The organism is Saccharomonospora amisosensis (assembly GCF_011761185.1).
In the GTDB taxonomy this organism is placed as follows: domain Bacteria; phylum Actinomycetota; class Actinomycetes; order Mycobacteriales; family Pseudonocardiaceae; genus Saccharomonospora_A; species Saccharomonospora_A amisosensis.
The window spans coordinates 239,619-266,199 of record NZ_JAAOYM010000001.1; the positions used below are offsets into that span (position 1 = coordinate 239,619).

Below are 26,581 nucleotides of genomic sequence, written 5' to 3' on the forward strand. Positions count from 1 at the left end.
CGACTCCCACTTCCGTGAAACGTCTCAACCCAGGAAGCCTACATCGGCGCTCCTCGGGCTAGATGCACGCTAACACAGGGGTTGACGTATGGCTCTCACTGGCCTAATTTGAGCGCCACTCGTGAATGAAACGTTTCACGATCTCCAACGAGGGAGGGTGGCCCGTGGAAACACCGGAGCACTCGCCCCCGCCGCTGCTCGAACTCGCCGACGTCACGAAGTCGTTCCAGGCGGTTCGGGCGCTGCGCGGGGTGTCGCTCACACTGCGCGCGGGAGAGGTGCACGCGCTCGCGGGCGAGAACGGGGCTGGCAAGTCCACAGTGGTCCGCATCATCGGCGGCGAACACCAGCCCGACAGCGGCGAAGTGCTGCTCGACGGCGAACCGGTACGGTTCGGGGGCCCCCGCGACGCGCAGCAGGCGGGTGTGGCGGTGATCCACCAGGAGCCGATCCAGTTTCCCGACCTCTCGGTGGCCGAGAACGTCTTCATGGGCCGCCAACCGCTGCGTCCTGGCAGGCGCATCGACCGCCGCGAGATGCGGCGCAGGGCACGCGAGGTGTTCGACCTGCTCGGCGTCCCGATCGATCCTGCCAGGCAAACCAGCGGCCTTTCCATCGCCGACCAGCAGATCCTCGAGATCGCCAAGGCGCTGGTGGCCGACGCGCGCACCATCGTGATGGACGAGCCGACCGCGGCACTTTCGGCGGTAGAGGCGCAGCGGCTGTTCCGGGTGGCGCGCGGCCTCGCCGAGCGCGGTGCGGCGCTGCTTTTCATCTCGCATCGGCTGGACGAGATGTACGCGCTCTGCGACCGGGTCACGGTGCTGCGCGACGGCTGCCTCGTCGCGACCTCGGCGATGGACGAGATCGACCACGACACCCTGGTGCGGCAGATGGTGGGGCGGTCGGTGGAACAACTCTTTCCCAAGCGCGACACGCTGATCGGCGAAGAGGTGCTCGTCGTCGAGAACCTCACCCGAGCCGGGGTGTTTCGGGACGTGTCCTTCTCCGTCCGGCGCGGCGAGATCGTCGGGCTCGCGGGGCTGGTCGGTTCCGGCCGCTCCGAGGTAGCCCGCGCGATCTTCGGGGTGGACGAACGCGACGGCGGGAACGTGTCGGTCAACGCGGAGCCGCTGCCCCCCGGTAACCCGCGTGCGGCGATCGAGCGCGGCCTCGCGCTGGTGCCCGAGGACCGCAGGGAACAGGGCTTGGTGCTGGAACTGTCGATCGAGCGCAACACCAGCCTCGCGCGGTTGCGGCAGGTGTCCCCGGCGGGCGTCACAAGGCCCTCGCTCGAACATGAGCTCGCGGCCCGCTGGGGTGAGCGGCTCTCGTTGAAGTACGGCAGGCTTTCCGACCCCGCCGCGACACTTTCCGGGGGCAACCAGCAGAAGGTCGTGCTGGGCAAGTGGCTGGCGACGGAGCCGTCGGTGCTCATCGTCGACGAACCAACGCGCGGCATCGACATCGGCGCCAAGGTCGAGGTGCATGCGCTGCTTTCCGACCTCGCCGCGCAGGGCATCGCCGTGCTGTTGATCTCCTCGGAACTGCCCGAGGTGCTCGGCATGGCGGACCGGGTGCTAGTCATGCACGAGGGGCGGATCACCGCGGAACTTTCGAGGCAGGAAGCCACGGAAGAGTCGGTCATGTACGCCGCGACCGGGAACGGGACGGCGGCATGAACCGCCTGCAGTCGTTGCTCTCCGGGCGTGAGCTGAGCATCGTCGGCGCACTGGTCGCCGTGGTCGCGGTGACGACCGTGGTCAACCCGTCGTTCCTGAACGCGCAGGGTGTGCACGACCTCTTTCTCAACGCCTCGATCATCGCGCTGCTCGCCATCGGGCAGACGCTGCTGGTGATCACCAGGAACATCGACCTCTCGGTCGGGTCGGTGATGGGGCTGACCGCGTACCTGTCGGGTCAGCTGTTCATCGCCGACCAGGAGACGCCGACGGTCCTCGTGATGCTGGCAGGGGTGGCGCTCGGCGCGGCATGCGGCGCTTTCAACGGTGCGCTCGTCGCTATCGCCAAGGTGCCCGCGCTCGTGGTGACGCTGGGTACGCTCTACGTCTTCCGTGGCATCGACTACGGCTGGGCGAGCGCGACGGGAGTGCACCAGATCAACGCCGCCCAGATGTCGCCGGACTTCCTCGCCTTCGGCAGCGGATCGATACTCGGCATCCCTCACCTGTCGCTGATCGCGTTGGTCGCGCTGGTGATCGCCGGATACGCGCTGCACAACTGGCGGTCCGGCCGAGACCTCTACGCCATCGGGTCCAATCCGGACGCCGCTCGGCTCGCGGGCATACCCGCGGGGCGGCGGGTGTTCACCGCGTTCGTCGTCTCCGGTGCGCTGGTCGGCCTGGCGGGCGTGCTGCATGCCTCCTACTTCGGCACCATCAACGCCTCCGTCGGCACGGGCAAGGAGCTGGCGGTCGTCGCGGCCGTCGTGGTCGGCGGTGTCGCCATCTTCGGGGGCAGCGGCACCGTGCTCGGTGCCGTGCTCGGCGCCCTGCTGCTGACCACCATCACGAGTGCGCTTCCGATTCTGGGTGTGCCCGCCTTCTGGCAGCGGGCGGTGGACGGTGCCGCGTTGCTGCTGGCCATCTCCCTCGACCGGGCCGTGCAGCTGCGGCTCGCCGAGCGGCTGAGGAAGGAACGGAGCGTGCGCCGTGCGTGAAAAGATCCTGCGCTGGGAGTCGATCCTGCTGCTGCTGGTCGTCGCCGTGTTCGCATGGGGCTGGCAGAGCACGCCCGGCTTCGCCGAGGCCGACAATCTCAGCTTCCTGTTGCTGGACTACACCGAGGTCGCGCTGCTGGCGCTGGCGTTGTTGCCGATCATCCTGACCGGTCAGATCGACCTCTCGGTGGCTTCCATCCTCGGCTTCTGCTCGGCGCTGACCGGCGTGCTGTGGAACGCGGGCATGGCGTTCGAGACGATCGTGCCGCTGGTGCTGCTGGCGGGTGCCGTGCTGGGCTCGCTGAACGCCGCGCTGATCGTCAGGTTCGGCCTGCCGGCGCTCGCCGTCACGATCGGCACGCTCGGGCTGTATCGCGGGCTGGCTTACATCGTGCTCGGCGACGGCGCGGTGACCGGCTTCCCGGATTCCTACCGTCCATTCGCGACCGACACGGTGGCGGGCTCGTTCCTGCCCTACGCGACGTTGCTGGTGCTCGTCGTGGCCGCACTCGCCGCGGTGGTCGTGCACCACACGCCGATCGGCCGCTCCCTCTATGCGATCGGTCTCGGCGAGCAGACCGCGCGGTTTTCCGGCATCCGGGTTGATCGGCTCAAGTTCACCCTCTACATCGTCTCCGGCGTGCTGTGCGCCATCGCCTCGCTCGTCTACACCCTGCGCTACAACAGCGCGCGGGCCGACAACGCCTACGGCATGGAGCTGATCGCGGTCGCCGCCGTGCTGCTCGGCGGCGTGTCGATCTTCGGAGGGCGCGGCACGGTCGTCGGTGTCGGCAGCGCGCTGCTGCTCATGGCCGGGCTGCGAAACGTGCTGTTCCTCAACGACGTCACCAACGAGATTCAGAACGTGATCAACGGCCTGCTGCTGATCATCTCAGTGCTGGTGCCGGTGGTCGCGGGCCTGCTGCGCAGGCGGCGCCACCCCGTCGCCGCCGCGGCGACCGAACAACCCCCACAACAGACCCTGCCAGACCCCGTGGCGGCCTCCACCGCACACGGTTCCCCCGAGGAGGACCAAAGATGATCCACTCCCGCTGGAGAAGGAGTCGCGCGGCGCTCGCCGTCATCAGTGCGGGCCTGGTGGCCGCCCTGGTCGCCGGATGCGGCGGCACGACGAAGGACTCCGCGTCCGAGGCCGACACCGGATCGGGCACGCAGCGGTCGGCCGACCCGAACGCCCCGATCAAGGACGGGCTGAAGATCGCGTTCCTTCCGAAGGAGATCGACAACCCCTACGAGAACATCGTCGACGAGGGCGGTATCGAGGCGGTCACCGAACTCAAGGGCACCGGAAAGGAGGTCGGACCGTCCGACGCGTCGGCGTCCTCGCAGGTGTCATACATCAACACGCTGGTGCAGCAGAACCAGGACGCCATCGTCATCGCGGCCAACGACCCCAACGCCGTCGCGCCCGCGCTGAAGGACGCGATGGCCAAGGACATCGCGGTGGTCACCTACGACTCCGACGCCGCGGCCGACGCCCGCCAGGTTTTCGTCAACCAGGCCAACTCAGAGGACATCGGCCGCAAGCAGATTCAGCTGATCTCCGAGCAGATCGGTGGCAAGGGCAAGATCGCGATCCTGTCCGCGACCCCGAACGCGACGAACCAGAACACCTGGATCAAGTTCATGAAGGACGAACTGAAGAAGCCCGAGTACGCCGACATCGAACTGGTCAAGATCGCTTATGGCGACGATGACGACCAGAAGTCGTTCCAGGAGACCCAGGCGCTGCTGCGTTCGATCCCGGACCTGAAGGGCATCGTCTCGCCGACAACCGTCGGCATCTCGGCCGCGGCGCGCTACATCTCCTCCTCGCCGTACAAGGGCAAGGTGAAGCTCACCGGGCTGGGCACGCCCAACCAGATGCGGCAGTTCATCAAGGACGGCACGGTCGAGGCGTTCGCACTGTGGGATCCCAAGCAACTCGGCTACCTCGCGGGCTATGCCGCGGCGGCGCTGGCTTCAGGACAGATCAGCGGCGCGGAGGGCGAGACGTTGAAGGCGGGCAAGCTCGGGGAACGTGAGATCGGCAAGGACGGGGAGATCATCCTCGGCCCGCCGACCGTGTTCGACGCGGACAACATCGACCAGTACGACTTCTAGTTCACCGAAGGGGTCGTGAGTGCTCGTGCAGCGCTCACGACCCGCCGGGGAGGTTCGTGATGCCCAGCGCGAGGCGGGTCTGCTTCCTGCTCAGGGTGAAGCCCGACCGGATGGCGGAGTACCGGCGGCGGCATGCCGAGGTCTGGCCCGAGATGCTCGACGCGCTGCGCGAGACCGGCTGGCACAACTACTCGCTGTTTCTCGCCGAAGACGGGCTGCTCGTCGGCTACTTCGAGACGCACGACCTCGAAGCGGCGCTCGAAGGTATGGCGGCCAGGGACGTCAACGCGAGGTGGCAGGCGGAGATGGCGCCGTTCTTCGAACGGCTCGACGGCCGTCCGGACGAGGGAATCGTGCCGTTGACAGAGGTTTTCCACCTCGACTGACCACAATGCACAGAGAGGACCACATGTCCGACCACACCGCCGTCAAAGCGGCACTGCGGGCGCAGCACATCGAGACGCCGTCGTGGGCCTTCGGCAACTCGGGCACCCGGTTCAAGGTGTTCGCGCAGGAGGGTATCCCTCGCGACGCCTACGAGAAGATCGACGATGCCGCCACGGTGCACCGCTTCACCGGGGTAGCGCCGAGCGTGGCCGTGCACATCCCGTGGGACAAGGTCGCCGACTACGCCGACCTCGCCAGGTACGCGCGGGAGGCGGGCGTGCGCATCGGCGCGGTGAACCCGAACGTGTTCCAGGACGACGACTACCGCCTCGGCAGCGTGTGCAACCCCGACCCGGCGGTGCGCCGCAAAGCCGTTGATCACCTGCTGGAGTGCGTGGACATCATGGACGTCACGGGGTCGCGTGAGTTGTCGGTATGGCTGGCCGACGGGCTCAACTACCCGGGCCAGGACTCCATCGCCGACCGGCAGGCCAGGCTTGAGGAAGCGCTGGCGACGGTGTACGAACGGCTTGGCGAGCACCAGCGCATGCTGCTGGAATACAAGCTCTTCGAGCCCGCCTTCTACGCCACCGACGTGCCCGACTGGGGCACCAGCTACGCGCACTGTCTCGAACTGGGCCCGAAGGCGCAGGTCCTCGTGGACACCGGGCACCACGCGCCTGGCACGAACATCGAGTTCATCGTGGCGTTCCTGCTGCGTAAGGGCAGGCTCGGCGGCTTTCACTTCAACTCCCGCTTCTACGCCGACGACGACCTGATGGTCGGCGCTGCCGACCCCTACCAGTTGTTCCGCATCATGGTCGAGATCGTGCTCGGCGGCGGGCTCGACGCGAGCGCGGGGGTGGCTTTCATGCTCGACCAGTGCCACAACATCGAGCCGAAGATCCCGGCGCTGATCCGCTCGGTGCTGAACGTGCAGGAGGCCACGGCAAAGGCCCTGCTCGTGGACACCGACGCGTTGCGGACGGCGCAGCGGGAAGGCGATGTGCTGGGCGCCAACGCGGTGCTCGTCGACGCCTTTTCCACCGACGTGCGACCGCTGCTGGCCGAACTCAGGGAGGAGATGGGGCTCGACCCCGACCCGGTCGCGGCTTACCACCGCAGCGGTCACGCCGAGAAGATCCGCGCCGAGCGTGTCGGCGGCACCGCGGCCGGCTGGGGGGCGTGAAGGTGACCGAACCAACGCACCCTGCGGTGGCAGAACTCCTCGCCCGCTCGCACGAGCTGGGCTCCGACCGCCGAAACACCAACTACGCGGGTGGGAACGCCTCCGCGAAGGGCACCGACGTCGACCCCGCTACCGGCGCCGACGTGGAGCTGATGTGGGTCAAGGGTTCCGGCGGGGACCTCGGCACGCTCACCGAAGCGGGGCTGGCGGTGCTGCGGCTGGACCGGGTACGCGCACTCGTCGATCGCTACCCCGGACAGGATCGCGAGGACGAGATGGTCGCCGCGTTCGACTACTGCCTGCATGGCAAGGGCGGCGCGGCACCCAGCATCGACACGGCCATGCACGGGCTTGTCGACGCACCACACGTCGACCACCTGCATCCGGACTCCGGCATCGCGCTCGCCACCGCCGTGGACGGTGAGGAGCTGACGCGGGAGGTCTTCGGCGACCGCGTGGTGTGGGTCCCGTGGCGAAGGCCGGGCTTCCAACTCGGGCTGGACATCGCCGCGATCAAACAGGCCAATCCCCACGCCATCGGTTGTGTCCTGGGCGGGCACGGCATCACGGCGTGGGGCGCGACCAGCGACGAGTGTAGACAGAACTCGCTGGACATCATCCGAACCGCGGAGGCCTACCTGGCCGAACACGGCGACCCCGAACCGTTCGGTGCCGTGCTGCCCGGGTACGAGCCGTTGCCCGAGGGCGAGCGTCGAAAGCGGGCCGCCGCGCTGTTCCCCGTGCTGCGTGGGCTGGCTTCCACCGACTCACCCCAGCTCGGCCATTTCACCGACAGCGGCGAGGTGCTGGAGTTCCTCTCCCGCACCAAACACCCGGAACTGGCCGCGCTCGGCACGTCGTGCCCGGACCACTTCCTGCGCACCAAGGTCGCACCGCTGGTCGTGGACCTGCCCGCGACCGCGCCGCTGGAGCGGGTGGTGGAGCGGGTCCGCGAGCTGCACGCCACCTACCGGGAGGACTACGCCGCCTACTACGACCGGCATGCCACGCCGGGCTCCCCGCCGATGCGCGGGGCGGACCCGGCGATCGTGCTGGTTCCCGGCGTCGGGATGTTCAGTTTCGGCCGCGACAAGCAGACGGCGCGGGTCGCTGGCGAGTTCTACGTCAACGCCATCAATGTCATGCGCGGCGCCGAGTCGGTGTCGACGTACGCACCGATCCCGGAGTCCGAGAAGTTCCGCATCGAGTACTGGGAGTTGGAGGAAGCCAAGCTGCGGCGGATGCCGAAACCCAAGCCGCTCGCCACGCGGGTCGCGCTCGTCACCGGGGGTGGCTCCGGGATCGGCAAGGCCATCGCGCGGCGGCTCGCCGCCGAGGGTGCCTGTGTGGCCGTCGCCGATCGTGACGTGGCCGCGGCCGCCGAGGTCGCCGAGGGGATCGGCGGCCCGGACCTCGCGGTGCCGGTCGGCGTCGACGTCACCGACGAGGCCGCGATCGGCGAGGCGATGGCGGCCTGCACGCTGGCCTTCGGTGGGGTGGACCTCGTGGTCAACAACGCCGGACTGTCGGTGTCCAAACCGTTGCTGGAGACCACCGCGAAGGACTGGGACCTGCAGCACGGCGTGATGGCGCGCGGCTCGTTCCTGGTCTCGCGAGAGGCCGCTCGCGTGATGATCGAACAGGGCCTCGGCGGCGACATCGTGTACATCGCCAGCAAGAACGGCGTGTTCGCCGGACCCAACAACATCGCCTACGGCGCCACGAAGGCCGACCAGGCCCACCAGGTGCGGCTGCTCGCCGCCGAACTCGGCGAGCACGGCATCAGGGTCAACGGCGTCAACCCCGACGGTGTGGTGCGTGGTTCGGGAATCTTCGCCTCCGGTTGGGGTGCCCAGCGTGCGGCCGTTTACGGCGTGCCGGAGTCGGAACTGGGCGCCTTCTACGCCAAACGCACGCTGCTGGGCAGGGAGGTGCTGCCCGAGCACGTCGCGAACGCGGTGTTCGTGCTCACCTGCGGCGAGCTGTCGCACACGACGGGGCTGCACATCCCGGTCGACGCCGGGGTGGCGGCGGCCTTCCTGAGGTAGGGAGTGACGATGACGAACGGCAGGCGGCGACCGAGGGTCGGCCTGGTGGCCGGTGGGCTCGGCGCCTACTGGGACCAGTTTCCCGACCTGCTGCCGACGTTGCAGCGGTCGGCGGCCTACGTCAGCGAGCGCATCGCTTCCTTCGACGCCGAGATAGTCGATGCCGGCTTCATCTCGGATGCGCAGGAAGGCGCCGTGGCGGCTGAGAAGCTGCGCACGGCGGGCTGCGATCTGATCGTCGGGTTCCTCACCACGTACCTGACGGCAACGATGTTGCTGCCCGTCGCCCAGCGCAGCGGGGCACCGGTGCTGCTGATCAACCTGCAGCCCACCGAGTCGATGGACCACGCGAACGTGGACACCGGGCAGTGGCTTGCCTACTGCGGGGCCTGCCCGCTGCCGGAGCTGGCCAACACCTTCCAAAGGGCTGGTGTCGAGTTTCGCAGCGTCTCCGGCTACCTGCGTGACGAGCGGGCATGGGCCAAGATCGAGCGGTGGGTCCGTGCGGCGGCGGTGCGTAAGGTGCTCAGGCACGGCCGCCACGGGTTGATGGGCCACCTGTACCCGGGGATGTACGACGTTTCGACCGATCTGACCATGGTCAGCGCGCACTTCGGTGGGCACATCGAGGTGCTGGAGTTCGACGACCTGCGCGTACGCGTCGAGCGGGTGAGCGACGCCGAGGTGGCGGCGAAGGTGGCAGAGGCCGAGTCGGTGTTCGAACTGGACTCCTCGGTGAACCGGTCGGACCTGGAGTGGGGTGCCAAGGTGGCGGTCGGCCTCGACCGGCTTGTCGCGGATTTCGAGCTGGACAGCCTCGCCTATTACCACCGTGGCCTCGGCGGCGAGATACACGAGCGACTCGGCGCGGGCATGATCCTCGGCGCGAGCTTGCTCACCGCACGCGGTGTTCCGGCGGCGGGCGAATTCGAGTTGCGCACCAGTATCGCCATGCTGATCTTCGATGTACTCGGCGCGGGTGGCTCGTTCACCGAGTTGCAGGCGTTGGACTTCGCCCGTGGCCATGTCGAGATGGGCCACGACGGCCCAGCTCACCTTTCCATCAGCTCGAAGCGGCCGCTGCTGCGCGGTCTTGGGGTGTACCACGGGAAGCGGGGCTGGGGTGTGTCGGTCGAGTTCGATGTCGCGCACGGGCCGGTGACGCTGCTGGGTGTCGGGCAGGACCGGCACGGGCGCTACTCGCTCATCGTGTCCGAAGGCGAGGTGGTGGACGGTCCGTTGATGCGTATCGGCAACACCACGAGCCGCGTCGATTTCGGCCGCGATCCGGGGGAGTGGACCGATGAGTGGTCGGCGAGTGGGGTCGCCCACCACTGGGCGCTCGGTATCGGCCACCGCGCCTCCGAATTACGCGCCGTCGCCAGCCTGCTGGGCCTGCCCATGGTCACGGTGTAGCTATGCGGTCGTTCGTCGCCGTAGACCTTGGCGCCACCAGCGGCCGGGTAATGCTCGGCAGGGTCGGGCAGGCAACCGCAGCGGTGGAGCTGACACAGCTACGACGGTTCGCCACCGGCCCGAGGCAGCGGCCCGGAGGCGGCCTGCGCTGGGACGTCGAAGCCATGTACGGCGAGATCCTCGCCGGGTTGCGGCAGGCTCGGGCGGCAGAGCCGGTCTCGATCGGCATCGACTCGTGGGCCGTCGACTACGGCCTCATCGGAGCCGACGGAAAGCTTGACGGCGATGTGCGCTGCTACCGCGATCCTCGCACCGACGGCATGGCTGACAAGCTGCGCGAGTCGGTGTCCGACGAGCTGCTGTACCGCATCACCGGCCTGCAGTACCTGCCGTTCAACACCGTCTACCAGTTGCTGTCCGAACCGGCCGAGCGGCTCGAGGGCGCGACGATGCTGCTGCTGCCCGATCTGATCGCATACTGGCTGACCGGTGAGGTAGGCGCCGAGGTCACCAACGCGTCGACCACCGCGCTGCTCGACGCCACAACCAGGCAGTGGTCGACCGAACTGCTCGAAAGGACCCCGATCCCGCAGAGCCTGCTGCCGCCGCTGCGGCAACCGGGGGAGCCGATCGGGCGTTCGCCGGAGGGCACCCCGGTGGTGGCGGTCGCCTCACACGACACGGCCTCCGCGGTCGCGGCGGTGCCCGCGACCGGTGACGACTTCGGCTACATCTCGTGTGGCACCTGGTCGCTGGTCGGGCTTCGGCTGCCCGCACCCGTGCTGACGGAGCAGGCTCGGCTGGCGAACTTCACCAACGAGGCGGGCATCGACGGGACGGTGCGGTTCCTGCGCAACACCATGGGGCTGTGGCTGCTGAGTGAGTCGCTTCGGGTGTGGCGGGAACGGGGTCTGGGCGTCAGGCTTGAGCAGGTGTTGCACGAGGCGATGAAACAACCGGCGTTCGCGTCGCTGATCGACCCCGACGACCCGGTCTTCCTGACACCTGGTGACATGCCCGCCCGCATCGCGCGGGCGTGCGAGGAGAGGGGTCAGCCGGTGCCGGACAGCCCGGGGGCCGTGGTACGCACCATCCTGGAGTCGCTGGCGCTCGCGCACGCTGCCTCGCTGCGTACGGCCGCCGAGCTGGCCGGGCGCGAGCTGCGCGTGGTGCACCTGGTCGGTGGAGGGGCGCTGAACGAGTCGCTGTGCCAGCTCACCGCCGACGCGTGCGGCTTGCCGGTGCTGGCGGGGCCGGTGGAGGCAAGCGCGCTTGGCAACGTGCTGGTGCAGGCAAGGGCTGCCGGGTTGGCCGATGCCGGTCCGGCCGCCGCGCCGCTGGCTCGGTACGAGCCAAGTGGCGACCGCGCGGCGTGGCTGGCGGCGGCGCGGCGGGTGGGCGTTGGTGAGGCGCGATGAGTAACCCACGCGTCGCGTTGTTCGCCACCTGCCTCACCGACACGCTGTACCCGGAAACGGCGAAGGCGGTCGTGCGGTTGCTGGAACGGCTCGGCTGCACCGTGGACTTCCCGCTGGAGCAGACCTGCTGCGGGCAACTGCACTTCAACACCGGATACGCCGACGAGGCCAGGTCGCTGGCGCACCGCTACGCCGAGGTGTTCGAAGGCTACGACTACGTGGTGGCGCCTTCCGGCTCGTGCGCAGGAATGGTCCGCGAAACACACCCGGGGCTGTGCGGTTCGAGCGTGCCTGTCGAGCGCACCTTCGAGCTCAGCGAGTTCCTCGTGGACGTGCTCGGGGTAACCGACGTCGGTGCCTACTTTCCGCATCGCGTGACCTACCACCCGACCTGTCATTCGCTGCGGATGCTCGGGGTGGGCGAGAAGCCGCTGCGGTTGCTGCGGCAGGTGCGCGGGCTTGAACTGGTCGAGTTGCCGCAGGCGGAGCAGTGCTGCGGTTTCGGCGGCACGTTCGCGTTGAAGAACGCGGAGACCTCGACGGCGATGCTGGCCGACAAGATGCGGTGCGTGCAGGACACCGGGGCGCAGGTGGTGACCGCGGGCGACAACTCCTGCCTCATGCACATCAGTGGCGGGCTTTCGCGGCTGCGTACCGGTGTGCGCGGGATACATCTGGCCGAGATCCTGGCGAGTACGGAGGAGCAGCCGTGGGTCGCAACCCCGTGACGTGGCTGGGTAGCCCGGTGTTTCCGAAGGCGGCGCACACCGCGCTCGCCGACACCCAGCTGCGGGCCAACCTGCGCAAAGCGACCACCACCATCCGGGACAAGCGCGCTTCGGCCGTCGCCGAGCTGGCCGACTGGGAGGAACTGCGCAGAGCGGGCGAGGCCATCAAGGACGACGTGCTGGCCAATTTGGACACCTACCTGTTGCGGCTCGAGGAGTCGGTGACCGCGCGGGGCGGGGTGGTGCACTGGGCCCGCGACGCCGAGGAGGCCAACCGCATCGTGCTCGACCTCGCTCGCGAGCACGGAGCCGACGAGGTCGTGAAGGTCAAGTCGATGGCGACGGCCGAAATCGGCCTGAACGAGGCGCTCGAGGCGGGCGGGATACGCGCCGTCGAGACCGACCTCGCGGAGTTGATCGTCCAACTCGGTCGTGACCGTCCCTCCCACATCCTGGTGCCCGCGATCCACCGAAATCGCGCGGAGATCAGGGAGATCTTCCGCCGCGAGATGTCCGAGGCGCCGGTCTCCGACGACCCGAGGGAACTCGCCGAGGCAGCGCGCAGGCACCTGCGGCGGAAGTTCCTCTCCGCCAGGGTGGCCGTCTCCGGGGCCAACTTCGCGGTCGCCGACACCGGATCGATCGTGGTCGTGGAGTCCGAGGGCAACGGCAGGATGTGCCTGACGTTGCCGCAGACGCTGATCACGGTCATGGGTATCGAGAAGTTGGTGCCGAGCTGGCGGGATCTGGAGGTTTTCCTGCAACTGCTCCCCCGCTCCTCGACGGCGGAACGGATGAACCCCTACACCTCGGTGTGGACGGGCGTGACGCCAGGCGACGGGCCGAGCCGGTTCCACCTCGTGTTGCTGGACAACGGGCGCACGGCCACGCTCGCCGACGAGGTCGGGCGGCAGGCATTGCGCTGCATCCGGTGTTCGGCGTGCCTGAACGTGTGTCCGGTCTACGAGCGCACGGGTGGGCAGGCCTACGGCTCGGTGTACCCGGGTCCGATCGGCGCGATACTCGCCCCGCAGTTGGCCGACGATCCCTCCGATGAGCAGGCCGCTTCGCTGCCGTACGCGTCGTCGCTGTGCGGGGCGTGCTACGAGGTCTGCCCGGTTCGGATCAACATCCCGCAGGCGCTGACCCACCTGCGGGCGAAGGTGGTGCGCAACAAGGGCGGGCGCAACCCGGAAGCGCTGGCCATGGCGGCCGCCGCGTGGGTGTTCGCCGATCCCCGCCGCTTCGAGGCAGCGCAGCGGGCCGGTTCGCTTTCCAGGCTGCTGACCGGTGCCGGGCCGATCGGCCGCCTGCCGTGGCCTGGCTCGAAGTGGACAGCGACGCGGGACGCGCCCTCGCTGCCGAAGGAGTCGTTCCGGCTGTGGTGGAGGCGCAATCGTGGGTAGTGCACGGGAGGAGATCCTGGCGAGAATCCGCGCCGCGGGGGCAGCGCGGCCGGTGACGGTGCCGAGGGAGTATCGCCGCGAGCGGCGGGTGGCCGATCCGGTCGCGCTGTTCGCCGAGCGGATCGCGGACTACCGGGCGGTCGTGCGCAGCGGGCCGGTGGAACTCATCGGCGAGTGTCTGGGTGCGCGTGGGGTGCGGACCATGGTGGTGCCCGCCGACGTGCCCGCCCACTGGCGGGTGTCCGGTGTGCGGTGGCTGGTCGACGACGACCCGCCCCTGGAACTGTCGGTCGTCGACGGCGTCGACGGGGTGCTCACCGGATGCGCCGTGGCCATCGCGGAGACCGGCACGATCGTGCTTGACGCGGGGCAGGCGCAGGGCAGGCGGCTGCTCAGCCTCGTACCCGACTACCACCTGTGTGTCGTGCGTACCGACCAGATCGAGGTCACCGTGGCGCAAGCGCTTTCGAGACTCGACCCGCTACGGCCGTTGACCTTCATCAGCGGCCCCTCGGCCACCAGCGACATCGAGTTGGACCGGGTGGAGGGTGTGCACGGTCCCAGAACGCTCGAGGTGCTGATCGTGGACGGCTGAGTGTGAGGTTCAGCTCGCACCGCCGTCCTACAAGGGACGCCGGACGGGAACGCGGAACTCGCGGACGGGAACGCGGAACTCGCGGACGAGAGCGGGGGACTCGCGGACGGGAACGCGGAACTCGCGGACGGGAGCGGGGGACTCGCGGGTGTCAGTGTTCGCTGGGGAAGAGGTCCGCGGCGCGGCTCGGGCGACCGAAGTGGAAACCCTGAGCCTGGTCGCAACCGAGGTCGCGCAGGATCTCCACCTGCCTTGCGTTCTCGGTGCCCTCGGCGATCACCGTGAGTCCCATTGCGTGCGCCATCGTGACGATGCCCTTGATGATCGCCTCCGCGTCGGTCTCACCAGGTTCGTCCAGCCCTGCGACGAACGACCGGTCGATCTTCAAGGTGTCCAGCGGCAGCTTCCACAACTGGGCCAGCGAGGAGTACCCGGTGCCGAAGTCGTCGATGGCCAGCCGCACGCCGAGCCCGCGCAGCGCGGTCAGTACCTCGGCTGCCGCCTTCGGTTCCCGCATCAACGCGCTCTCGGTGATCTCCAGGCACAGTTCCTCCGGCGGCAGACCAGTGGCACGAAGCGCCTCGGCCACGGCGTCGACCAGTTTCTCGTCGTCCAACTGCCGGGCAGACAGGTTCACCGTGAGCCGGGTGTCGATCTTTCCCGGTCCGCGTCGGTTCGCCAGTTCCCGGGTAGCGGTGCGCAGCATGTGTCCACCGATCAGATTGATCAGGTCGCTCTCCTCTGCGAGCGGGATGAACTCGCCGGGCGAGATGCTGCCGTGCACGGGGTGGTCCCAGCGAAGCAGTCCCTCCACCGCAACGGTGCGGTAGGTGCGCAGGTCCACGACCGGCTGGTAGGCGACCCACAGCTGGCCACCCCGGATGGCCTCGCGCAGGTCCTGCTCCAGCCGCAACTGGCGCTGGATTCGTTCGCGCAGCTCCACGTCGAAGAACTCGTCGCGGCCCCTGCCCCTGGTCTTGGCCTGGTACATGGCCACGTCGGCATCACGGATGAGGTCCTCGGCCGAGCGCCCGTCACCCGGCCCCGCTGTCACGATGCCGATGCTCGCGTCGATGCGCAGCCGCCTGCCGTCCACCGTGATCGGTTCGGTGAGCGAGCGGCGCAGGTGCTCGATGAGGGACCGGATCTCGCCGTCGTGGCGGACCTCGAAGGTCACCACGGCGAACTCGTCGCCGCCGAGCCTGCCGACCAGATCGGAGCGGCGCACGGAGTGTTGCAGCCGCTGACCCGCGATGCGCAGCACCTTGTCACCGATGTTGTGCCCGAGCGAGTCGTTGATGACCTTGAACTTGTCCAGGTCGATGAACAGCACGCAGGCCATGCCGCCACGACTGCCCTCCCGCAGGGCCGAAGCCAGCCGCTGCAGCACGAGCGTGCGGTTGGCGAGGCCGGTCAGCGGGTCATGGGTGGCGTCGTGCTCGAGCCGCTCGCCGATGGCCCTTCGCTCGGTGATGTCGGTGAACGAAGTGACCACAGCGGCAGGCGTGGTGGGGCTGCCGTCCAGCGGCCTGCAACTCATCGAGAGCCACACACATCGCCCGTCCGGGCGCTGCGCCCGTACGACTCTCGTGCCGGCCGGCTCGCCGGTGCGCCGGCTCAGCGCTGAGGGGTAGTCGGCGGGGTCGATGCGTTGGCCAGACTCGTCGTAGAGCGGGAACAACGTCGGAGAGCAGCCGATCACCGCGTGCAGCGGCAGACCGAGTATGCGGCCCGCCGCCGGGTTGGCGGATTCGACGAACCCGTCGGCCCCGATCACCACCACGCCCTCGTCCAGCGCGGCCACCACCGTGCTGTAGCGACGCTCGGCCTGCCTTCGCGCGGTCTCGTCCGCGCACACCAGCACGTAGCCGCCGTTCATCTTTGCCGCGGATACCCGGATGGCCAGCCGCGAACCGTCAGCCCTGCGGTGGGTGTCCTCCACGACGCCGCCGTCGGCGAGGACGGCGGCGGGGTCGAGCCGGGAACCCACCACCTCGCCGACCGGCCTACCGATCGCCGATCGAGAGCTGTGCCCGTACACCGTCTCGGCGGCCGGGTTCCAACTGGTGACGACGCCTTCGGCGGTGGTCGCGATGATCGCGTCGCTGACGTGGGAGACCAGTGCTGCCTGGTAGTGCAACGCGGCTTCCGCGGACTTCTGTGCCGTGATGTCGCGCATGATGACCTGGTAGGCGGGCCTACCTTGCCAGGTGGTGCGTACCGAGACCGACTCGATCAGCATCGTCTCGCCGTCGAGCCGCTTGAGTTCGACCTCCGTGGGTGTCGTCGTGGCGCCGGGACCTTCGAGCTCCTCGATGCGCTTGAGCATGTCCGGCACGGCGAACGGATCGACGAAGTCGGTGATCGGCTTGCCGATCAGGTCGTCGGCCAGCTCCGCGGCGACGAACCTGGCCGCTGCAGGGTTGACGTAGACGAGCCGGCCACCTTCGTGGACGCAGATGCCGTCCGGGCTCAGTTCCACGAGTAGCCGGTAGCGATCGGCGAGGTCGGCGAGTGCCTGCTCGTTGCCGTGCCGTTCAGTCACGTCGGTGGCGATTCCCACCAGCCGTTCGATGTCGCCGTCGCCGTTGTCCTGTGCGCGGGCTAGGAATCGCGTCCATCTCGTGTCACCGTGGGGAGTCTCGTGACACTGTTCAAGATCAAAATTGTGCCACACCGGGCAATTTCTGGCCGCCACGGTCAGCGGCTCCAGCAGTTCGAGCAGTCGGTCGCGGATGCTGTGTTCGTCCTCGACGGGCAGGCCAAGTGCCTCCGCCACGCCGGTGGTCCAGGTGACGTCCAGGGTGCCGAGGTCGAGCGACCAGATCCCCGCTCCGGTCGCGGTCAGGGCGAGGTCGGCGATGATCTCATGGTTTGGCTTCGTCCAGGCGGGTGCTCCGCCCCGGGTACACGCCTCCATGTCTCGTTCCATCCGCTGTCTGTACACAGGCTTTCGATTACAGCATGAAATCGCCGCTAGGCGAATAGTAGGAATCCGAAACCTGTTATTGCGTTCTGCATCTTGAGTGTCTCGACGCGCCGTCACCAGAGTAGGTGGCTTTTTCGGTCAGCGCTGCCCGGAAGGCCGCCTCAACGCATAACCAGGTGAAAGTGAGGCGCAGATCATGCTGCGATCAAGAACCGACGGAATCGGTATCAGCGGCATCGGAGCGGTCACCGGCTACGGCTGGGGCCGCGAACTACTGTGGGAGGGACTGCTTTCGGGCAAGCCCGCGGCAACCCTTACCGGTGGGTTCGGATCCGGTGACGCGGACGCGGGCTGGGTCGCGGCGGTTCCCGACGGCGGTGACCCCGCTGACGGCAGGGGCCGCTTCGCCAGAGCCATGCGGGCCGCTGCCCGGGAGGCGATCGAGGACGCGCGTGAGCGGGGCTGGGTTCCCGGTGCGCGCGTCGGTTTGGTGCACGCCGTCGTGCTGGGCGAGGTCGACCTGTGGAAGGAGTTCTACCTCGTGGAGGGCGGCCAGTTGCAGCCGAGGGACTACCTCGCGCTGATGCCGTCCACCCCGACGTCGACCTTCATGCAGGAATACGGCTTCCACGGGCCCGCGATGAACGTGTCGGCCATGTGCGCGTCGGGCAACGCCGGGATGCTCACGGCGAAGTCCTGGCTGGACGCGGGAATCGTGGACGACGTGGTGCTCGTGGCCACCGACCTTTCGTTGACCCCGGAGAACGTGCGGCACTTCGTGCGGCTCGGGGTTTCGGTGGTTGACGAGGAGCCGCTGCTCGGCTGCAGGCCGTTCCAGCAGGGCAGCCGGGGCTTCATCATGGGTGAGGCTTCGGTCGGTTTCGTGCTGTCTCGCCGGTCGAGCGAGCCGTACGCACGGCTGCTCGGCGGCGCGATGTCGCACGACGGGTACCACGTGACCTCGATCGAGCCCTCGCTTCGGCAGGTGCGGCGCTGCTTCGTCGAGGCGCTGGACAACGCGGGCGTGGCCGCCGCCGAGGTGCGGTACCTCAACGCACACGGCCCCGGCACGAAACAGTGCGACACTGCCGAGGCCGCGTTGCTGGAGGAACTGTTCCCAGCCGAGGCGGGCGTCTACTCCGTCAAGCCGCTCACCGGGCACTGCCAGGGTGCGGCGTCGGCGGTGGAGCTGGCCGTGGCCGCGCTCGGCTACGAGCGCGGCACGATCCCCGCTCCACCGCTGGTGGCGCAGCCGCACCCGCGGTTGCTGCACGGCCGGTTCCCGGTAGCCGGGGGCCTGACGGTGAAGTCATCGCTCGGGATGGGTGGCCACAACTCCGTGGTCGTGCTCGGACCGGGGCGGGACTGAGTTGTTCGGCGGTGACCGGCGTGCTGCTCGACGCCGGTCACCGCCCCAGCCTTCACCGTGCGAGCCTGGCGTCCAGGGTGATCGTGGTTCCCGCGAGCGCGTTGCTCACCGGGCAGGTGTCCTTGGCCTGCTGCGCGAGCCGCGCGAAGGTGTCCTCGTCCACGCCTTCGACCTCGGCGCTCAGCGTGATTGCGACGGTGTCGATGGACAGCCCTCCGTTGGAGGGGCCGACCGTCACCCGCGCGCTGACGTCGATGGTGTTGGGTGCCAGGCCCTCCTTCTCGAGGGTGCCCGCGAGGTTCATCGCCAGGCAGGACGACTGCGCGGCGGCGATGAGCTCCTCCGGGCTGGTCGTACCTTCCGGCTCGCCGATCCTGCGGGGGAAGGTCACCTCGAACCGGGCGGAGCCCGAGGAGTCGAGTGTCACGACGCCCGTGCCCGAGTTCAGCCCGCCTTTCCAGTGTGTTGTCGAGTCGCGGCTGGCCATGGTCAACTCCTTCGGCTGGGATGCTGGCCGCTCGATGCTCTCGCCGATGGGTCTGGGTCGCCAGTCAGGTGGCACCGTCGGGCGGCGCCGTGTCGCCGGTCAGCCCGACGAAGTCGGCCATCCGCTCGACGGCTTCGGCGAAGAAGGCGTCGGCGGGCTCGAAGCTGCCGACGAACTGCCCGTTCAGTTCGAACCCGACCATCCCGAACAGCTGGGTCCACGCGATGAGTCCTCTTTCAAGCAGCGGTTCGGGAACCTCGATGGCCAGTTCCGAAACCACGGTGGCCAACTGTTCGGCCAGCTCGCCATCCGGCTGGGGCGCCGAGTCCGGCTCGCGCACCGCGCCCTGCTGCCACGCCTCCCGCAGGGTTGAGACCAAGACGATCGGCACCCTGCCCGCCGGGGCGATGGTGTCCTGCGGGGCTCGGTATCCAGGTATGGGAGAGCCGTAGATCAGCGAGTACTCGTGCGGGTTGGCGCGTGCCCACGCGCGTACCGCATGGCAGCTCGCCGTCCAGCGGCTTCGGGGGGACGGCTGTGCGCTCGCCGCGCGTTCGGTGGCCTCGCCGAGGCAGTTGTAGGCATCCACGATCAACGTTGTGATCAACTCGTCCCGGCTGGAGAAGTAGCGGTACAGCGCTGAGGACACCATGCCGAGTTCGCGGGCCACCGCCCGCAGCGACAGTCCCTGAGCGCCGACCTCGCCCAGTTGCCTCCTTGCTTCGGCCTTGATGGCGACGGTCAACTCAGCCCGTGCCCGCTCTCTCGCCGTGCGATGGACGCTTCTCATCCCCGCAGTCTGCCAGGAGCGAGAGCGGTGCACAAAATAGAGAGCACTGTTCTTGACAGCGCGCGACCTTGGGTGTTCACTGCTCTTAGTTGAGAGCAGCGCTCTCGCAGTGATCCGGAGGGGCCGATGACAACACAGCCGCGTTACCTCAAACCGTCGAAGGCGGGAAACGTCTTCCACAGCTTGGTCAGCTGGCTCACCAGGCACGGCGTGAGCCTGTGGGGCAGCAGGGTGCTGTACGTGCGTGGTCGCAACAGCGGCGAATGGCGCACCAACCCGGTCAACCTGCTCGAACACGGGGGCGAGCGCTACCTCGTCGCTCCGCGAGGACACACGCAGTGGGTCCGCAACCTACGTGTGGCAGGGCAAGGCAGGCTGCGGCTGGGCAACCGCTACGAGGACTTCACCGCGGTGGAACTCTCCGACGAGGAAAAGCTCCCGGTGCTGCGCGCCTACCTGAGGAAATGGGCATGGGAGGTCGGCGCGTTCTTCGGCAACCTCAAGGCCGACTCGCCGGAGCGGGAACTGCGCGCCGCCGCGCCGGGATTTCCCGCCTTCCGGATCGTCACCGGCGACTGAACTCCCACCGCCCGAGGCCGCCCCGGTCCAGGGGGTGCGGGGCGACCTCGGGTGGGGTGGGTCATTCCGGCTATTCCAGGAGCCGAACCGCGGCCAGCGCCAGCGGATCGAGCGCGTCGGGATCGTTCTCGGCGAGCTTGCGCAACTCAGCCTTCATCCTGGGGTCCCAGAACATGCGGATGTGGTTGGCGATGGCCGCCGCCGCCTGTTCGGCGGGCTGGTGCCGAAACTGCGCCGCGATGTCGGCGGCCATCCTCGCCTGTGGTGATGTCGTGGTCTCCATCAGTCCACCAGTGCCGGTTCCTCGTTGTGGGCCGCGTCGTGGCCCGCTGCCGCGTTCTTCAGCCCCACCTGCACGGCCGTGACCTTGTACTCGGGGCAGTTCGTCGCCCAGTCGGAGTTCTCGGTGGTCACGACGTTCGCCCCGGTGACCGGGTGGTGGAAGGTCGTGTAGACCACTCCGACCGGCATTCGGTCGGAGATCCTGGCCCGCAGCGTGGTGGTGCCGACGCGGCTGGACAGTGTCACCACGTCGCCGTCGTTGACGCCGCGTACCTCGGCATCGTGTGGGTGGATCTCGAGCACGTCCTCGCCGTGCCATGCCACGTTCGCGGTGCGCCGGGTCTGCGCGCCGACGTTGTACTGCGTGAGGATGCGGCCGGTGGTGAGGATGAGCGGGTACTTGCGGTTGCTGCGCTCCCGTGTCGGCACGAAGGGCGTCTGCATGAACCTGCCCTTACCGCGCACGAACTCGTCCACGTGCATCACCGGCGTGCCCTCGGGTGCGGCGTCGTTGCACGGCCACTGCACGCTGCCGAGCTTGTCCAGCTTGGCGAAGGACACCCCCGCGAACGTCGGAGTAACCGAGGCGATCTCGTCCATGATCTCGCTCGCGCTGTTGTAGTGCATGTCGTAGCCCATCGCCTTGGCGATCTCGCAGGCGACCTGCCACTCGTCCATACCGATCTTGGAAGGCATCACCGGCCGCACGCGGTTGATGCGCCGCTCGGCATTGGTGAACGTGCCGTCCTTTTCGAGGAACGACGTGCCCGGAAGGAACACGTGCGCGAACTTCGCCGTCTCGTTGAGGAACAGGTCCTGCACCACCACCAGTTCCATCGCCGAGAGCGCGGCGTGCACATGGTTGATGTTCGGGTCCGACTGGGCGATGTCCTCGCCCTGCACGAACAACCCCCGGAAGGTGCCGTCGATCGCCGCGTCGAACATGTTGGGGATACGAAGGCCTGGCTCCGGCAGCAGCTGCCGGTCCCACAGCTTTTCGAACACCTCGCGCACGGCGTCGTCGGACACGTGCCGGTAGCCGGAAAGTTCGTGTGGGAAGGAGCCCATGTCGCAGGAGCCCTGCACGTTGTTCTGGCCGCGCAGCGGGTTGACGCCCACACCCTCGCGCCCGATCTGGCCGCAGGCCATGGCGAGGTTCGCCATGCCCATCACCATCGTGGAGCCCTGGCTGTGCTCGGTGACGCCGAGACCGTAGTAGATCGCCGCGTTGCCACCGCCCGCGTAGAGCCGCGCGGCGGCGCGAACCTCGGCCGCGGGCACACCGGTGATCTCCTCGACCGCCTCCGGGCTGTTCTCCGGCCTCGCGATGAACTCGGCCCAGGAGTCGAAGTCCTCGCAACGGGAATCGACGAACTCACGGTCGAGAAGACCCTCGGTGACCACGACGTGCGCCATCGCGTTCACGACGGCCACGTTGGTGCCAGGAGCCAACTGCAGGTGGTGGGTCGCCTCGATGTAAGGCGAGCGCACCAGGTCGATCCGGCGCGGGTCAACCACGATCAGCTTGGCGCCCTCCCGCAGCCTGCGCTTCATGCGCGAGGCGAACACCGGGTGCGCGTCGGTGGGGTTGGCGCCGATCACCATGATGACGTCGGACTTGGCGACCGAGCGGAAGTCCTGGGTGCCAGCGGAGGTGCCGAACGTCTGCTTCAGTCCGTAGCCGGTGGGCGAGTGGCAAACCCTGGCGCAGGTGTCGACGTTGTTGTTACCGAACGCCGCGCGCACCAGCTTCTGCACCACGTAGACCTCTTCGTTGGTGCACCGCGACGACGTGATGCCGCCGATCGCCCCAGCTCCGTGGCGAGCCTGGATGTCGCGGAACCTCTCGGCGACATAGCCGATCGCGGTCTCCCAGTCCACCTCGCGCCACTCGTCGGTGATCCGCTCCCTGATCATCGGCTTCAGCTTGCGGTCGGGGTGGGTGGCGTAGCCGAACGCGAACCTGCCCTTGACGCAGGAGTGGCCCTCGTTGGCGCCGCCGTCCTTGTGCGGCACCATGCGAACCAACTCGTCGCCACGCAGTTCCGCCTTGAACGAGCAGCCGACCCCGCAGTAGGCGCAGGTGGTCAACACGGTTCGCGTCGGCATGCCCAGGTCCACGACGGAGCGCTCCTGCAGCGTCGCGGTAGGGCACGCCTGCACGCAGGCTCCACACGAGACGCACTCGGAGTCCATGAACAGCTCGTTCGCCCCCGGTGAGACCTTGGAGTCGAACCCGCGGCCTTCGATCGTCAGCGCGAACGTGCCCTGCACCTCGCCACAGGCCCGCACACAGCGGGAGCAGACGATGCACTTGGCGGGGTCGAAGTCGAAGTAGGGGTTGCTGGTGTCCTTCTCGGCGTCGAGGTGGTTCTCGCCCTCGTAGCCGTAGCGCACCTGCCGAAGACCGACGACCCCCGACATGTCCTGCAGCTCGCAGTCACCGTTGGCCGCGCACGTCAGGCAGTCCAGCGGGTGATCGGAGATGTAGAGCTCCATCACGCCCTGCCGCAGCTTCTCGAGCCGTGGCGTCTGGGTGCGGACCCGCATGCCTTCTGCGACCGGTGTGGTGCACGAGGCTGGCGTGCCCTTGCGGCCGTCGATCTCGACCAGGCACAGCCTGCACGAGCCGAAAGCTTCGAGGCTGTCGGTAGCGCACAGCTTCGGGATGTCGGTCCCGCTCTCCGCCGCCGCGCGCATGATGGACGTGCCCTCGGGCACGGTCACGGGTACGCCGTCGATCTCGACGGTCACCGTCGCCGGGCCCGGCTTGGCCGGCGTTCCGAAGTCGTGCTCCTTCAGCAAACCCATGGGTTATTTCGCCTCCTTGTGGTTGGCGGCGTTCGACACGAAGTCGTCGGGGAAGTGCGTCAGCGCACTGCGCACCGGGTTGGGTGTCAGCCCGCCCATCGCGCACAGCGACCCGTCGGTCATCAGCTCGCAGAGATCATTGAGCAGGGCCAGGTTGCCATCGGTGTCCTCACCGCCGGTGATCTTGTCGATCACCTCGACGCCCCGTACCGCGCCCACCCGGCACGGGGTGCACTTGCCGCAGGACTCCTCCGCGCAGAACTCCATCGCGAACCGCGCCATGGCCGCCATGTCGACGGCGTCGTCGAACACCACGATGCCGCCGTGCCCCAGCATCGCGTCGGCGGCGGCGAACGCCTCGTAGTCCATGGGCAGGTGGAACTGCGATGTGGGCACATACGATCCGAGCGGCCCGCCGACCTGCACCGCGCGCACCGGCCTTCCCGACCGGGTGCCGCCGCCGTAACCGTTGACCAGCTCGTCGAGGGTGATCCCGAAGGCGGTCTCGAACACCCCGCCTCGCGCGATGTTGCCCGCCAGCTGGAAGACCTGGGTGCCGCGCGAGCGATCCACGCCGAGCTCGGCGTAGGACTTCCCGCCGTCGGAGAGAATCGACGGCACGCTGGCGAGGGTGAGGACGTTGTTCACGATAGTCGGCTTGCCGAACAGCCCCGTGATCGCCGGAATCGGCGGCTTGGAACGCACCATGCCGCGCTTACCCTCCAGGCTCTCCAGCATGGAGGTCTCTTCTCCGCAGATGTAGGCGCCCGCCCCGACCCGCACGAACAGGTCGAAGTGCAGTCCGGAGCCGAGGATGTTCTCGCCGAGCCAGCCGTGCGCGTACGCGATGTCGATGGCCCTGCGCATCGTGGCGACAGCGTCGGGGTATTCCGACCGGATGTAGATGTAGCCCTCGGCGGCCCCGACGGCGTGCGCGGCGATGGTCATGCCCTCGATGAGGCAGAACGGATCGCCTTCCATCAGCATCCGGTCGGCGAAGGTGCCCGAGTCACCCTCGTCGGCGTTGCAGCACACGAACTTCAGCTCGCCGGGGGTCTCGAGCACCGTCTTCCACTTGATGCCCGCGGGAAAGCCCGCCCCGCCCCTGCCACGCAGGCCCGACTCGGTGACCTCGGCGACGACGTCGGCCGGGTCGAGTTCGAGCGCCCTGCGAAGTCCTGCCAGCCCGCCGAATCGCTCGTAGTCAGAGGCGGACAGCGGATCTGTGATCCCGACCCTGGCGAAGCACAGCCGCTGCTGATCACGCATCCAGGGCAGGTCCGCGACGAGGCCGTGGCACAACTCGTGGTCGGCGCCCCGCAACATCCCGGCGGCGAGCAGTTCGGGCACGGCCTCGGCGGAGACCGGCCCGTAACCGACCCGGCCCCGTTCGGTCTCGACCTCCACGAACGGCTCCAGCCACAGCATCCCGCGCGAACCGTTGCGCACCAGGCGGATCTCCTCGCCCGCCTCGCGGGACAACGCGGCCGCGACCTCGTTCGCGCCCACCGAAGCGGCGGCCGAGTCACGAGGCACATAGACTGTCGTCGTCACTGCTGCGCTCCGTTCGCCAGAATCTCCACGAGCCTGCTGCGGTCGACGCGGCCGTACATCCTGCCGTTGACCTGTGCCGCCGGTCCCAGCGCGCAGTTGCCGAGGCAGAACACCTGCTCCAGCGTCACCGAACCGTCCGATGTGGTCTGGCCGACCTTGACGCCGAACACCTGCTCGGCATCGGCGACCAGCTTCTCCGCGCCTACCGACTGACACGCCTCCGCCCGGCACAGCCGCACCGTCGCCGCGCCCGCAGGTTCGGACCTGAAGTCGGAATAGAAAGTGATCACACCGTGCACGTCCGCGCGGGACATGTTCAGTTCGGCGGCAAGTATCGGCACTACCTCGGAATCGATGTAACCGAACTCGGCCTGGATGCCGTGCAGGATGGGCAGCAGGGCACCCCGATCGCCGCTGTGCGCCTCCACGACGGCGCGCACTCGCTCCGCGACCGAGGCGCCGGCGCTGTCGACCGCCATACCGCCTCCTCGTTGTATACGGTATACATCAGCTATGTTACCCGCACGGTGAAACGGGCACAACAAGCGTACGGTCCGGTGAAGCCTTTGCCGAGGCAGTTGTCACCCAGTGAAAAAAGCGATCCCGAACCGCGTGGGGCTCAGCGGCGGAACCAGCGCCGAGGTGGCGTGGCCGTCTCCAGTAGGTGCGGCGCGTGCTCGCGCACCGCCTCGGTTACCTCGCTCATGCTGGGATTCACCAACGCCACCGGACCGACGAACACCGTGGGCACGGTCTCGTTGCCGCCCGCGGCAGCGCGTACCCGCGCCGCCCCTTTCGGGTCGCTCCAGATGTCGACCTCTCGCACCGCCAGTCCGCTCTTGCGCAGTCGCCTGCGCAGGCTCGCGCAGAACGGGCAACCAGGGCGCCAGTAGAACTCGATTGCTTCGACCGCCACATCTCCTCCTACCAGCACCGTAGCCGTAGCCGGTGGCTGGCCGAGCCGGCACCCTTGCGAGACGCTGGTCGAATGGACTTCGAGGCCGTGGCCGACGAGTTGTACGCAGCCCGCCGTGAGGAGTTCACGCGGCTGCGTGAGGAGCGCGCGGCGAGGGCTCGCGCCGACGGCAGCCGCGACCTCGCCGAACGCATCCGCAAGCTGCGCAAGCCGACCAGTTCGGCCGCGCTCGTCAACCACCTCGCACGCAGCAGGCCCGACGATGTCGCAGGCCTTCGCGAGCTGGGTGAGGCGCTGCGTGACGCGCACACCGAGCTGGCGGGCGATCGGCTGCGTGAGCTGTCCAGGCAACGCCATGACCTCGTCCGCGCGCTGACGCGGGCCGCGGCCGAGCTGGCGAGCGGAGGGGTCAGCGAGGCGGTGTCCAGGGAGGTGAGTGAGACACTCGACGCCGCCGTCGCCGATCCCGAATCCGCTCGCGCGGTGCAGCGAGGACGCCTGGTCTCCGCGTTGCGACCGCCTGACCCGTTCGCGGGAGCGTGGCTGCCCACCATGCAGCAGGGTGGACCTGCCGCACGCGAACCCGCCAAGGGAAAGCGGAAGGAGCAGGCGAGGGGCGAGCGGAGACAGCCGGAGAAGCGGGAACGCGCCGATACGGCACGGCAGCGGTTGAAGCAGGCACGAGAAGCCGCCGCGCAGGCCAGATCGGCTCGCGACACCGCGCGAAAGGAACTGCGGGCGGCCGAACGTGAGGAAGCGAAGGCACGAAAGCGCACGGCGGAGGCGCGGCAGGCGCTGGCCGCGGCCGATCGCGAGGTCGCGCACGCGGAGCAGCGTGTCACCGACCTCAGTAGCGGTTAGCGGGCACGGCCG

23 protein-coding genes are annotated in these 26,581 nt (G+C 68.5%); 15 read left to right on the plus strand and 8 right to left on the minus strand.

What is annotated here, in order from left to right:
• The first annotated feature begins 164 nt into the window (after window positions 1–164).
• The 12 genes from FHU38_RS01220 to FHU38_RS01275 are packed head-to-tail and all read left to right on the plus strand — an operon-like array spanning window position 165 to window position 13,991.
• On the plus strand, window positions 165–1,682 hold the full coding sequence (locus tag FHU38_RS01220) for a sugar ABC transporter ATP-binding protein (RefSeq protein ID WP_390623218.1): 1,518 nt from the start codon (window positions 165–167) through the stop codon (window positions 1,680–1,682).
• Window positions 1,679–2,680: an ABC transporter permease gene (locus tag FHU38_RS01225; RefSeq protein WP_167165690.1), complete on the plus strand. Its 1,002-nt coding sequence runs from the start codon at window positions 1,679–1,681 to the stop codon at window positions 2,678–2,680. The genes FHU38_RS01220 and FHU38_RS01225 overlap by 4 nt, the downstream gene beginning before the upstream one ends.
• A complete protein-coding gene (locus tag FHU38_RS01230; RefSeq protein ID WP_167165692.1) occupies window positions 2,673–3,722 on the plus strand; it encodes an ABC transporter permease in 1,050 nt (349 codons plus the stop codon). The genes FHU38_RS01225 and FHU38_RS01230 overlap by 8 nt, the downstream gene beginning before the upstream one ends.
• On the plus strand, window positions 3,719–4,804 hold the full coding sequence (gene rhaS / locus FHU38_RS01235; RefSeq protein WP_167165694.1) for a rhamnose ABC transporter substrate-binding protein: 1,086 nt from the start codon (window positions 3,719–3,721) through the stop codon (window positions 4,802–4,804). Before FHU38_RS01230 ends, rhaS begins: the two co-directional genes overlap by 4 nt.
• Window positions 4,805–4,863: 59 nt before the next feature.
• Window positions 4,864–5,190, plus strand: coding sequence for an L-rhamnose mutarotase (locus FHU38_RS01240; protein WP_167165696.1), 327 nt, complete (start codon window positions 4,864–4,866; stop codon window positions 5,188–5,190).
• A gap of 23 nt (window positions 5,191–5,213) precedes the next feature.
• Window positions 5,214–6,380, plus strand: coding sequence for an L-rhamnose isomerase (gene rhaI / locus FHU38_RS01245; protein WP_167165698.1), 1,167 nt, complete (start codon window positions 5,214–5,216; stop codon window positions 6,378–6,380).
• A 2-nt stretch (window positions 6,381–6,382) separates the two neighbouring features.
• Complete coding sequence (locus tag FHU38_RS01250; protein ID WP_167165700.1) at window positions 6,383–8,428, plus strand: bifunctional aldolase/short-chain dehydrogenase; 2,046 nt, start codon at window positions 6,383–6,385, stop codon at window positions 8,426–8,428.
• A 9-nt stretch (window positions 8,429–8,437) separates the two neighbouring features.
• The gene (locus FHU38_RS01255; RefSeq protein ID WP_167165702.1) at window positions 8,438–9,844 is read left to right on the plus strand and encodes an L-fucose/L-arabinose isomerase family protein; all 1,407 of its coding nucleotides are present in this window, start codon (window positions 8,438–8,440) and stop codon (window positions 9,842–9,844) included.
• A gap of 2 nt (window positions 9,845–9,846) precedes the next feature.
• A complete protein-coding gene (locus tag FHU38_RS01260; RefSeq protein ID WP_167165704.1) occupies window positions 9,847–11,262 on the plus strand; it encodes a rhamnulokinase in 1,416 nt (471 codons plus the stop codon).
• Window positions 11,259–11,990, plus strand: coding sequence for a (Fe-S)-binding protein (locus FHU38_RS01265; protein WP_167165706.1), 732 nt, complete (start codon window positions 11,259–11,261; stop codon window positions 11,988–11,990). Before FHU38_RS01260 ends, FHU38_RS01265 begins: the two co-directional genes overlap by 4 nt.
• Window positions 11,972–13,396 carry a LutB/LldF family L-lactate oxidation iron-sulfur protein gene (locus FHU38_RS01270; RefSeq protein WP_167165708.1) on the plus strand — a complete coding sequence of 475 codons (1,425 nt, stop codon included), beginning with the start codon at window positions 11,972–11,974 and terminating at the stop codon, window positions 13,394–13,396. Before FHU38_RS01265 ends, FHU38_RS01270 begins: the two co-directional genes overlap by 19 nt.
• Entirely contained in the window at window positions 13,389–13,991 is a 603-nt protein-coding gene (locus tag FHU38_RS01275) for a LutC/YkgG family protein (protein ID WP_167165710.1), read from the plus strand. The genes FHU38_RS01270 and FHU38_RS01275 overlap by 8 nt, the downstream gene beginning before the upstream one ends.
• A 151-nt stretch (window positions 13,992–14,142) precedes the next feature.
• Here FHU38_RS01275 and FHU38_RS01280 read toward each other — a convergent pair whose 3' ends face one another.
• Window positions 14,143–16,911 carry a sensor domain-containing protein gene (locus FHU38_RS01280; RefSeq protein WP_167175291.1) on the minus strand — a complete coding sequence of 923 codons (2,769 nt, stop codon included), beginning with the start codon at window positions 16,909–16,911 and terminating at the stop codon, window positions 14,143–14,145.
• Window positions 16,912–17,116: 205 nt separating this feature from the next.
• Here FHU38_RS01280 and FHU38_RS01285 point away from each other — a divergent pair, with 205 nt between their 5' ends.
• Entirely contained in the window at window positions 17,117–18,289 is a 1,173-nt protein-coding gene (locus FHU38_RS01285; protein WP_167165712.1) for a beta-ketoacyl synthase N-terminal-like domain-containing protein, read from the plus strand.
• Window positions 18,290–18,341: 52 nt separating this feature from the next.
• Here FHU38_RS01285 and FHU38_RS01290 read toward each other — a convergent pair whose 3' ends face one another.
• Both FHU38_RS01290 and FHU38_RS01295 read right to left on the minus strand, forming a co-directional pair.
• On the minus strand, window positions 18,342–18,776 hold the full coding sequence (locus tag FHU38_RS01290) for an OsmC family peroxiredoxin (protein ID WP_167165714.1): 435 nt from the start codon (window positions 18,774–18,776) through the stop codon (window positions 18,342–18,344).
• Between the two features lie 64 nt (window positions 18,777–18,840).
• On the minus strand, window positions 18,841–19,566 hold the full coding sequence (locus FHU38_RS01295) for a TetR/AcrR family transcriptional regulator (RefSeq protein ID WP_167165716.1): 726 nt from the start codon (window positions 19,564–19,566) through the stop codon (window positions 18,841–18,843).
• A gap of 126 nt (window positions 19,567–19,692) precedes the next feature.
• Here FHU38_RS01295 and FHU38_RS01300 point away from each other — a divergent pair, with 126 nt between their 5' ends.
• Window positions 19,693–20,145 carry a nitroreductase family deazaflavin-dependent oxidoreductase gene (locus FHU38_RS01300; RefSeq protein WP_167165719.1) on the plus strand — a complete coding sequence of 151 codons (453 nt, stop codon included), beginning with the start codon at window positions 19,693–19,695 and terminating at the stop codon, window positions 20,143–20,145.
• A 70-nt stretch (window positions 20,146–20,215) separates the two neighbouring features.
• Here FHU38_RS01300 and FHU38_RS01305 read toward each other — a convergent pair whose 3' ends face one another.
• The 5 genes from FHU38_RS01305 to FHU38_RS01325 all read right to left on the minus strand — a co-directional run bounded on the left by FHU38_RS01305 (window position 20,216) and on the right by FHU38_RS01325 (window position 25,708).
• Window positions 20,216–20,428: a formate dehydrogenase subunit delta gene (locus FHU38_RS01305; protein WP_167165721.1), complete on the minus strand. Its 213-nt coding sequence runs from the start codon at window positions 20,426–20,428 to the stop codon at window positions 20,216–20,218.
• Complete coding sequence (gene fdhF / locus FHU38_RS01310) at window positions 20,428–23,238, minus strand: formate dehydrogenase subunit alpha (protein ID WP_167165723.1); 2,811 nt, start codon at window positions 23,236–23,238, stop codon at window positions 20,428–20,430. The genes FHU38_RS01305 and fdhF overlap by 1 nt, the downstream gene beginning before the upstream one ends.
• Before the next feature lie 3 nt (window positions 23,239–23,241).
• Window positions 23,242–24,792: a formate dehydrogenase beta subunit gene (locus FHU38_RS01315; RefSeq protein ID WP_167165725.1), complete on the minus strand. Its 1,551-nt coding sequence runs from the start codon at window positions 24,790–24,792 to the stop codon at window positions 23,242–23,244.
• Window positions 24,789–25,271 (minus strand): formate dehydrogenase subunit gamma, encoded by a 483-nt coding sequence (locus FHU38_RS01320; RefSeq protein WP_167165727.1) that lies wholly within the window; start codon window positions 25,269–25,271, stop codon window positions 24,789–24,791. Before FHU38_RS01320 ends, FHU38_RS01315 begins: the two co-directional genes overlap by 4 nt.
• A gap of 140 nt (window positions 25,272–25,411) precedes the next feature.
• Window positions 25,412–25,708: a glutaredoxin domain-containing protein gene (locus tag FHU38_RS01325; RefSeq protein WP_167165730.1), complete on the minus strand. Its 297-nt coding sequence runs from the start codon at window positions 25,706–25,708 to the stop codon at window positions 25,412–25,414.
• Window positions 25,709–25,780: 72 nt separating this feature from the next.
• Here FHU38_RS01325 and FHU38_RS01330 point away from each other — a divergent pair, with 72 nt between their 5' ends.
• Window positions 25,781–26,569: a hypothetical protein gene (locus FHU38_RS01330; RefSeq protein WP_167165732.1), complete on the plus strand. Its 789-nt coding sequence runs from the start codon at window positions 25,781–25,783 to the stop codon at window positions 26,567–26,569.
• Window positions 26,570–26,581 lie beyond the last annotated feature (12 nt).